Raw genomic sequence first — 9,555 nt, 5'->3', positions numbered from 1 at the left:
GCAAACGTTCCCAGAAGCCCTACCAGGATCAAGGCCGTGGTCACCGCAAGCCAGGGCCCGAAAGCAAAGCCCAGCACGCCGAACGCAAGCACTTTCAGTCCATGCTGCACCGTCATCAGCGTCGCATGCGTAGCGACATGCGTGTGGCGTGGAAGGCTGTGGGACTTGGTATAGGACGCCACGAACAATCCAGTGGCTCCGAAAAACATCGTGAGGAAACTGGAAATGAAGCCGGTCAGAACCGGCCAGCGGCTGAACCACTTTGGCGCGCGCGTCAGCACCGTATAGATGACAAAAATGCCAATACCGATCTGCACATATTGGGGCGCCAATTCCACAACCACCGCACCACCAATGGCCGCTCCGATCACCGACCCCGCGGCAAACCAAGGCAGAGCGGGCCAATAGATCGACCGCCACAAAAGAGCCATCCGACCGGCGTTGGAACCAACCTGCACTACTCCATGCACCGCAATAAGGGCTGCGGGGGGCAAAAGGCTTGCCATGATCGCCAACAGCAAAGCCCCACCCCCGATCCCGAAGGCCGCTGTGATGAAAGAACTGGCAAAACTCGCACCAAGAATGGCCAAAAATGCAGGCTCTGACAGGCCCGCAGGCAAAAGCTCTAGCATGGAGCCGCTTTCGACCATGCCAGCCCGATCCTTGCGTGCATTCCTTGGCGGATCAGGACAGTCATGAAGGACCAAACCAGATGAAACCGACCTGCGATTTTTTTGACGAACACGGCGTCGCCGAAACCGTCAAGACCTTCGAGGTCAACAGCCGCGTCAAGGAACGGGCCAAGACGTCCGGCGAGGGCCGTGTGATCGTCGTTGATGGCAGCGGGTCGCTGCGTCGCGCGCTTTGCGGCGATATTATTGCCGCCGAGGCGACGGCGAACGGTTGGGCGGGTCTCGTCATTTGGGGCGCCGTGCGGGATGTGGAACAGCTTGGCGCAACAAACATCGGCACTATGGCACTGGGCCAAACGCCCGCGCGATGTGTCCGGAAAGGTGAAGACGAGGTCGAAGCCGATCTGCGCCTTGATGGCGTAGCGGTCTCGTACGGCGACTACTTCGTTTCTGACGCGGAGCGGGCGCTTGTTTTTCCGCAGAACGGACCGCACCTTGACGCTAAAACCACACCCCCTCACGCCTAACCTCTCCAGACGTCGGGATTGATCATGTGGATTGGAGCACCTGTCGCGTAAGCATTTATTTGATCATAGATATCAGAGAATTGGACGTTTAGCTCGTCTTCGGTGACATAGCCAATATGAGGCGTCACTATCACGTTGGGATGGCGCAAAAGCGGATCGGTTGTATCAGTCAGGGGCTCGGTGTCGAACACATCCAGCGCCATCCGTCCGGGACGTCCGGTCTTTAATGCGGCCAGCAAGGCACCCGGTGCAACCAAGCCTGACCGCGAGGTGTTGATGAAGCTGGCCGTTGGCTTCATTGCCTCCAAATCCGCCTTGGTGATTATGCTGCGCGTTGTCGGCTTAAGGCGCACGTGAAGGCTCACAAAATCGCTTTCGTCAAAGAATGCCTCTCGGCTTTCCGCAACGGTTTCGCCAGCTTGCGCTGCACGCGCGCGCCCTTCAGTGGAAGCCCACCACACAACCTCCATCCCAAAAGCACGCGCATAGATCGCAACCTGTTTGGCGATGCGTCCATATCCATAAAGTCCGATCCTGCGTCCAGAGAGCGTTTGTCCAGGTGCTAATTGCCAGCGCCCGCTCTGCATCGACGCCATTTGCTGAGGAAGCTGACGCGCGGAAGCCAAAATCAACGCGAAGGTCATTTCGGCGGCGGCGGTAGACGGCGCACCAGCGTGCATGTTGGAGGACAATAGGACACCGTTGGCGCTACAGGCTTCGACGTCGACATGCGGATAGACGCTGCGTTGACTGATAAGTTTGAGGTTGGGCAATCCGTCCAGAAGCGCCGCCTGAACAGGCGTTCGCTCACGGAAGAGAACCAGCGCTTCAGCCTCGGCAAGCCGCTTCGCGAGAACATCCACATCCTCCATATGATCGTTCCAAACCGTGACGTCATGCCCAGCGAGCTTGTCAAAGCTAGGCAAGGTGCGAAGCGTGTCGAACCAATCGTCGAGAATGTGAACTTTCATCGACTTTCCACGCCGACCATGGCAGCCGCACTCCGTGGTGTCGGAAGGAAAATATTCGTCCCAAGCGCGTCGATGGCGAGGCCAGCCTGACTGCGCTGCGCGAGATGATAATTGAACTGCGCACCGCAGCCATAAATCGGCGTTGGGTATTGGCCGATCGCTTCTGCAAGACCAAGACGCACCTTCTCAAGTGCCTGCTTGGCCTCGCTCAAGGCAGTATCAATTTCTGGGGTCATCGGGATCTCCCTTATCATTGTATACCACAGCGTACCTAATTTGACTTGCTTGTCGATGATGACTTCGGCGGATGCGCTCTGCGAATAACCGGTGAAGCAACTTGGTCCGAAATCGGCACATCCCACACTGCCGCCCCTCCAGATTTCGCAAAATCGTCGATGAGACCGGGAAGTAACGCGAGATCGGCTATGCGCTCGCCTGCCAACCCAAACCCGCGCGCGATGGCAGCCAAATCGGTGCGGCCGAACACGGCGCCCTGATCCGAGATACCTTCTGCGCGCAGTTTGTGGATCTCAGACCCATAAGCACCGTCGTTCAGGACGATGATCAGGATGTTCATTCCATGGCGGCGGATTGTCTCAAGCTCTTGAATATGCATCAAAAGGCTGCCGTCACCGTCGAACAGAACAATCGTGTCATCGGGTCGCGCTGCCGCGACGCCCATTGCAAATGAAATACCATTCCCGATGGCGCCGAACTCTCGGATCGTCAGAAAATGGGTCTGTGGACGAGACGGCATTTGCGCGAAATAGAAGGAACAATGCCCCGACGAGTTCACCAACTGCCAATCGGCGGGCAGATGCGCCTCAAAAACTGCAACAACATCGCGCGGGTCGTGCACTCCGTCTTCTGATGGAAACACCGCGCTGTCTGCTGGGGCGGTTGCGATGCGTTCTGAAAGCGCAGGCGTTCGCCACGATTTTGAGCGTTCAGGGACCATCCCAAGCAAGGCCTCAACCCCAAGCCGCGCGTCGGCACGCAGATGCGCCTGCGCGGCCACACGCCCCTGGCTGATCGCAAGTGGATCAACATCGATCTGCAACAGCTCGGCGCCCGGCCAAAGCTTTCCACCGTCCGAATTGTGATGTGCCAATGACGAACCGACGCCAATAATCAGGTCGGCCTCGCCAAGACAATCTCGTGCGGTTTCCGTCGAAAACCCGCCAGCAATACCAATGCTGAACCGCGCGTCGTGAAACAGCCCGCGCGCCGGAAGCGTTGTGGCAAGAAGCGCGTCGCACCGCTCGGCCAAAGCCCGGCAGGCCGCACCCGCATCCGCCTCGACCGCGCCGAGCCCTGCCATGACGACGATACGCTTTGACGCCGCGATCATAGCAGCTGCGCGGGGCAAATCATCAGGGTTCGGTGGGATTGGCGACGCAACCGGGGCAAGATCACGCGAGGGCGTTGGAAGTTCCGCGCCCGACCAGTCGAGGTTCTGCAAATCAAACGGAACGCCCAGGACGACAGGTCGACGCTCGCGGCCCGCCTGTGTGAAGGCATCCCGGATCGCCGTCGGCATCAGGTTAGGAGAATGAAGCGGCTGGTAGGCCGCACCAGTCGCCGTGACGAACGGTGCCTGATCAATGGCCTGATTATACCACGCAGACTTCAGCGGTGCTTCCCCGGCCAATACGACAAGGGGCAGTTTCGCGCGAACTGCCGCAGGTAGCGCGGTCATCAACTGCGTCAGGCCGGGACCACAAGTCACGGTTGCCACGCCTGTTTCACCACTTTTGCGCGCATAGGCCATGGCGGCAGCAACGGCGCAGTGTTCATGACGAACGTAGACCATTTTGCATCCGCCTTCCGCCAGACGCGTGGCGAAGTTCATGTTGGCATCGCCCAAAAGCGCAAAGCAGGTGCCGACACCCTCACGAAGGAAGGTTTCGGCAAGCGCATCGAACAGTTTCCGGTGATCGCCCGTCATGTTTTCTAGCCCTCCTGCGCCACCATCACTTCGCCCCGCGCAATAAGACGCGCGGTGCGGACAACTCCAGCCGAGCGAAAATTCAACGTCTCACCGTCGCGGGAGAAATCAACGGTGACTTCCATTTCGCCCATGGGATGTTCGATGCGCACGACCTCGGGGCCGGACACCACAGCGCGCGCGATGCCATCTGCAACGGTGCCCGACGCCAAAGCGCATGCGGCAAGGCACTGTGAGCCTGTGACGGCCAATGTGGGATGGGCTTTCCACGGCATGAAATAGCGCGCCGCAAAATGCCCGCCGTTTTGAGCGCGGGCAATCAGTCCGATTTTCGGCGTGACAGATTTCGTGACATCTCCAAGCCCCATGCGCTTTCCAGCCTCAAGGCGGATCGTCTCCATGCGCTTGAAAAGGCTGGTATTGGCGCCCAACTCGGCCAGCGTTTCATACCCCGTCAGCCCAAAATCCTCTGCACGGGCGATCATCATCGGCATCGCCACATCAATGCAGCTCACCTCAATGCCGTCTATGACATCCTTCGTCTGTCCGGTCGGAAACATCACGCCGCATTTGGATCCGACAACCTCCAGGAAGTTCAAAGCAATAGGGGCCGCTGTGCCCGGCACACCGTCAATTGCAACATCACCAGCGTAACTGACCTTTCCGCCCGGAGTTTGGATAACGGCCTCGACCAAAGCGCCGGTATTTACGGCCCGGATGCGAACAGTTGTCGTCTCTCCACCGACCGGTACGAGCCCTTTTTCAATAGCCGCCGGGCCGACGCCAACAAGGATATTGCCACAGGTTGGCCCATAATCGACCATACGTTCAGTTACCGAAACCTGCCCAAAGAAATAGTCAACATCGACACCCTCTTCAGCCGATGGACTAAGCATTGCGACCTTAGTCGTCACTTCATCGCCACCGCCAATCCCGTCGATATTCCGCGGGTTTCCGGCACCGATAACCTCGACCAGTATATCCGATAACGCGTCCAAATCCTCGGGCAAATCTGCACGATTGAAATAGGGTCCGCGCGAGGTTCCACCGCGCATGAAATGGTAGGGAATTGGACGTTGGCTCATGCCACCTCTCTTTCAATGTGAGAAATAATCGCGCGCGTCATGACATCTGTCCCTGCGGACCCACCGAGGTCCGTGGTTCTGGTAGCCGGGTCGCAAAGCGCGGCATTCAGCGCGGATCGGATAAAGCGTGCGGGGGCCGCGTGACCTAAATGATCGAGCAGCATGACGACCGACCCGATCAAAGACGCCGGATTGGCCCGGTTTTGCCCGGCAATGTCTGGCGCCGAGCCGTGTTGGGCCTGAGCAATCGCATGGGACTTTCCATGGTTAAGTGATGCGGCAAGGCCCAGCCCTCCGGCCAATTCAGAGGCCAGATCGGACAGAATATCGCCATACATGTTCGTCGCGATCACAACATCGAAGCGCGTGGGATCGCGGACCATCAAGGCTGCTGCCGCGTCGATCAAAAGCTCTTCGGTCTTGATCTCGGGGAAGTCTGCAGCGACCTCGCGCACCGTCTCAAGGAACAAACCATCGCTTAGCCGCAAAACGTTCGCTTTATGGATGACGGCAACACGTTTGGCCCCGCGACGACGTGCCAGCGCATATCCCGCCTCGGCAATCGCGCGCGAATTTGCTGCAGTGATGCGGCGCATCGAAAGGGCAACGCCCGGCACTGGCATAAACTCGGCGGGCCCGCTTTCCATATTACGATCGGCATAAAACCCTTCAAGGTTCTCACGCACTATTACCATGTTGACGTCATGACCTGTGGGTGTTGGCACCGCTTTGTGACTGGTCGCGGGGCGGATGTTCGCGAAAAGCTGAAGCTCTTTGCGCAAGACACCCGAAGGGTTGCGACCGCCCTCCTCCACTGAAGGATAAGCATTGTGCGAGACCGGACCAAGGATCACGCCATCTGCCTGTCGCGCCTTCGCGATCACAGTGTCAGGAATGGTGATACCTTCGCTTTCAAGCGCTACGAACCCGATATCGGCGGGTTCAATATCGATCAAAGTCCCGCTTTTCGCACAGGCGGCACTCAGCACCGAAACCGTGGCGGCCATGATTTCCGGGCCAATCCCGTCACCAGCAAGAGCCAACAGGTGAAGGCTCATGTCAGGGGCCACGGCAGTTTCACAAAGTCCTGCAAAAGCCCCGGTGGGAAGTCGCGGCCAAGCGTGCCCCCAAGAAATACCAGAACCGCGATACCAATCACCGTAAGGATAACGGCACGGGTCCAGGAAACTCCTGCCCTAATACGCAGGAACGACACGAGGAACACTGTCAGAGCAAGCACAAAGCCAACCAATGCGGACAGCCCTAACAGGAAGGCAAACCACCCAAGCGTGCTCCAAAGCCCGTGGGGTGCCTCGGCATCTTCGCCACCGGATTCAAGGTCCGCAAAGACCGGCGATGTCTCCGGCTGGCGCATCATAGAAACGACCAGCGCAGCACAGGCAATCAGCGTCACGATCCCCACTGTGACCGGAAAAATTTTGTCGCGTAGAACGTTGATTGTGGAGGCGTCATAAACGGCAATGGCCACATAAGCGGTGACGGCCAAAAGGAAGATCAGCGGCGCGCGCTTTGACCCTGTGGGTGGATTGCTGTCGCCCAAAATCTGTTTGCCCTGACGTAACCCGATCACTACCGAGATGACCAACAGGATCAGGATGCCAATAGTAACGGGCGAGAAGATATACTCCATGCCCTGCCAAAAATCGCGGCGGAACTGAATGCGACTGATCTGAACTGCCTGGTTGGCAAAGCTTTCGGCCTGGCTCGACAGCACAAACCCGATAAGAAAAGCGGGCCGCGACCACTCGAAACGGCGCAGGAGGATGCCAAGGCAACCGATCATCAGCAGCATGGCAAGGTCGGCCAGAGACTGGCTTGACTGGAATGCCGCGAACGCGATGAGCATAAACAAGAAGGGGGCGACAAGCGTGAAGCGGATCGTGGTAATTTTGGCGATCTGCCCCGAAAGCAGAATGCAAAGGCCTGCGCCAAAGATGTTTGCCAAGGCCAGTGACCAAACAATCGTGTAGGTGATGTCAAGGTTGTGCCGCACCATGTGCGGCCCAGGATCGTACCCTAAAAGCGCAAGTCCTCCGAGGAAGACCGCCATCGAACCAGACCCCGGGATGCCGAAGATCAGCGTTGGAACAAGGCCGCCTCCCTCTTTGGCATTGTTGGAGCTTTCAGGGCCGATCACGCCGCGGATATCACCCTTTCCGAATTGCGATTTGTCTTTCGCGCTTTGCACCGTGAAGCCATAGGCGATCCAGTCCACAACAGACCCACCCAGCCCAGGAATGACGCCAACAAGAACGCCAATAAAGGCGCTGCGGACCGACAGCCAGATATTGGCCCACCAGTCGCGGATACCCTGAATCCAGCCAGAGCCAAGGCCTCCAGTGCGGGAAATCGAGCGGTCCTGACGCAAAAGAGAAACGATCTCGGGAACCGCAAAGATACCGAGACCGACGATCACCAGTTTGATCCCGTCGGTCAGGTAAGGAATGCTGTAACTTGCCATACGCAAACTGCCGGACGCATCGGATTCTCCGATTGTGCCGACCATCAATCCAAGGCCCGCCGCTGCAACGCCCTTGAGCGGTACCCGCCCTGCAAGGATCGCCACCATCGATAGTCCAAGCAAAGTGATCATCAGCATCTCGGGCGTGCCGAAGGCAAGGATCAAGGGACGCGCAATCAGGATAAAGAATGTCAGAACGATCGCGCCAAGGATGCCGCCGAAAAGCGACGATATAAACGCCGCCGACAGCGCGCGAGCGGCTTCGCCCTTTTTGGCAAGCGGAAAGCCATCAAGTACCGTCGCCTGGCTGGCTGTAGAGCCGGGGATGCCAAGCAAGACGGAAGCAAACGTGTCCGAGGTCGGCACGACCGCGATAAGGCCCACCATAAGAGCCAGACCCGAAACCGGGTCCATTCCGAAAATGAACGGCAAAACCAATGACAGGCCCGCGATACCGCCAAGGCCTGGAAAAACTCCGACAGACAAGCCGAGTAGGACGCCGAGCATCAAGAACATAATCTGCTGTGGCTGGAGGATCAGGGAAAAAGCTTCCCCGAGCGCTGGAGCCGCGGTTGCGAGAAGGTCCATGAGGCGGTGCGCCTTATATTTCAGTGTGTGTTAAAAAAAGGCCCCACCGAACCTACGGTGGGGCCTTTTAGGCGTTACTTGAGTGTGACGCCGTAGCTTTCTTCAAGCCAGTTCACCACGAAGGCGCGCGCATCCTCCGGCACCTGGGTGCCGAGCTTGAACGCTGCCGCTCCTGCGTCACGGGTCATCTGTGGATAAACTCCCAGAGTTGCTGCTGCCAGTTCGTCAAAGTCAGGGCGTGCAATCACTTCATCGAACGCCTTGGCATATGTTTCGATCAGGTCTGCCGAAGCGGTGCCTGGAAGAAACACCATCTTTTGCGCCGGGAAACCGGCGATGAAGAAGGCAACCCATGCATCCCACGAAGCGCCTTCAGTGGCACAGGCCGGTGTCGCCTCGCAAACCTCGGCGAACGTCGGGATATCAGGGAACGTCGGGTCGCGGACGATGTTTCCGGCGCCGTCCAAGGCACCCCAGGTCATCATAGGCGCCGCAAGGCCGCCTTCGATCATCGGCATCACCGACCGCAGATAAGCAGATGAGGTCTGATAATCGATGTTAGCTTCGCCACGCTCGAACATCAGACGGCCATCACCTCGACCTTCTATACCAAAAACAGGCTCGACATTCATACCAAGCATTTCCCAGGCGAGGTTGGCCACAAGGTCAAGGCGAGTTGCGCCCTGGCTGCCCCAGAGAAAATCTGTGCCCTGAAGCCCAGTCGCGTCCAGACCGTCCATCATGCTAGCCAGATCCGGCGGCAGATAAGCGACACCGCCGGTGCCGGACGCGAGGACGACGTTCCAGTCGTTATATTCATATCGAACACGCGGATCGCCAAGCAAGTAAGGGAACTGTGTGGACCCCGACGTGCCGAAAATCAAAGTACCGTCGTCTGTTGTTTGCTCCTGAAACCAGTTTGCACCCGCGGTCGAGCCTGCGCCCGGACGATAGCGGACGACAACCGTGGGGTTGCCGGGCAACGCTTCGCTGAGAAGCGGCGCATAGAAATTCGCCCAGCGCGCCGAGCCACCTGATTCCGAGAACGGGATCACGAATTCTACTGTCTTGCCGGACAGATCAACGCCGCCATGGCCGCCAGCTATTGCCGCCGTTGAGAAAGCAAGCGCCACCGTTGTTGCAAGCAAAGCCTGCGCCGAATGACGCAGTTTGGTAAAGTCAGTCATTTATTCCTCCCAGAGGCGCGTTTCTTTACCGTTTTGGCACACGCGCTATTAAGCAACGCGGGTCATTCAACCCGCTTGATAACAGTGTGTTGTCCTGCGAACCTTGCGTCAAGCTTGCAGACAAGGGCGAAGACA

Annotated in this window: 9 protein-coding genes; 1 reads left to right on the top strand and 8 read right to left on the bottom strand. The window is 58.1% G+C overall.

Annotation, left to right across the window (positions count from 1 at the left end; all coding sequences use genetic code 11):
- Nucleotides 1-650, bottom strand: a 650-nt coding sequence (locus AC221Y_RS05105; protein ID WP_486706893.1) for a TSUP family transporter, incomplete at its 3' end; no start/stop codon positions are given.
- A gap of 62 nt (nucleotides 651-712) precedes the next feature.
- On the opposite strand from AC221Y_RS05105, the gene AC221Y_RS05100 reads away from it, so the two are divergent.
- A complete protein-coding gene (locus AC221Y_RS05100) occupies nucleotides 713-1,159 on the top strand; it encodes an RraA family protein (RefSeq protein ID WP_486706892.1) in 447 nt (148 codons plus the stop codon).
- Here the strand turns inward: AC221Y_RS05100 and AC221Y_RS05095 are convergent.
- The 7 genes from AC221Y_RS05095 to AC221Y_RS05065 form a co-directional block, all read right to left on the bottom strand.
- On the bottom strand, nucleotides 1,156-2,130 hold the full coding sequence (locus tag AC221Y_RS05095; RefSeq protein ID WP_486706891.1) for a D-2-hydroxyacid dehydrogenase family protein: 975 nt from the start codon (nucleotides 2,128-2,130) through the stop codon (nucleotides 1,156-1,158). The two genes, AC221Y_RS05100 and AC221Y_RS05095, sit on opposite strands and share 4 nt — an antisense overlap.
- Nucleotides 2,127-2,366 carry a hypothetical protein gene (locus AC221Y_RS05090; RefSeq protein WP_299754121.1) on the bottom strand — a complete coding sequence of 80 codons (240 nt, stop codon included), beginning with the start codon at nucleotides 2,364-2,366 and terminating at the stop codon, nucleotides 2,127-2,129. Before AC221Y_RS05090 ends, AC221Y_RS05095 begins: the two co-directional genes overlap by 4 nt.
- 35 nt (nucleotides 2,367-2,401) lie before the next feature.
- The gene (locus AC221Y_RS05085; protein WP_486706890.1) at nucleotides 2,402-4,078 is read right to left on the bottom strand and encodes a thiamine pyrophosphate-binding protein; all 1,677 of its coding nucleotides are present in this window, start codon (nucleotides 4,076-4,078) and stop codon (nucleotides 2,402-2,404) included.
- Between the two features lie 5 nt (nucleotides 4,079-4,083).
- Nucleotides 4,084-5,163 (bottom strand): 4-oxalomesaconate tautomerase, encoded by a 1,080-nt coding sequence (locus AC221Y_RS05080; RefSeq protein ID WP_299754124.1) that lies wholly within the window; start codon nucleotides 5,161-5,163, stop codon nucleotides 4,084-4,086.
- Nucleotides 5,160-6,221, bottom strand: coding sequence for an isocitrate/isopropylmalate dehydrogenase family protein (locus AC221Y_RS05075; protein ID WP_486706889.1), 1,062 nt, complete (start codon nucleotides 6,219-6,221; stop codon nucleotides 5,160-5,162). Before AC221Y_RS05075 ends, AC221Y_RS05080 begins: the two co-directional genes overlap by 4 nt.
- Nucleotides 6,218-8,233 (bottom strand): tripartite tricarboxylate transporter permease, encoded by a 2,016-nt coding sequence (locus tag AC221Y_RS05070; protein WP_299754128.1) that lies wholly within the window; start codon nucleotides 8,231-8,233, stop codon nucleotides 6,218-6,220. Before AC221Y_RS05070 ends, AC221Y_RS05075 begins: the two co-directional genes overlap by 4 nt.
- Before the next feature lie 74 nt (nucleotides 8,234-8,307).
- Nucleotides 8,308-9,420, bottom strand: a complete 1,113-nt coding sequence (locus AC221Y_RS05065) for a tricarboxylate transporter (RefSeq protein ID WP_486706888.1) — start codon at nucleotides 9,418-9,420, stop codon at nucleotides 8,308-8,310.
- Nucleotides 9,421-9,555 lie beyond the last annotated feature (135 nt).

It is taken from the genome of Boseongicola sp., assembly GCF_057460485.1.
This window is presented reverse-complemented; position numbering and strand designations above follow the sequence as displayed.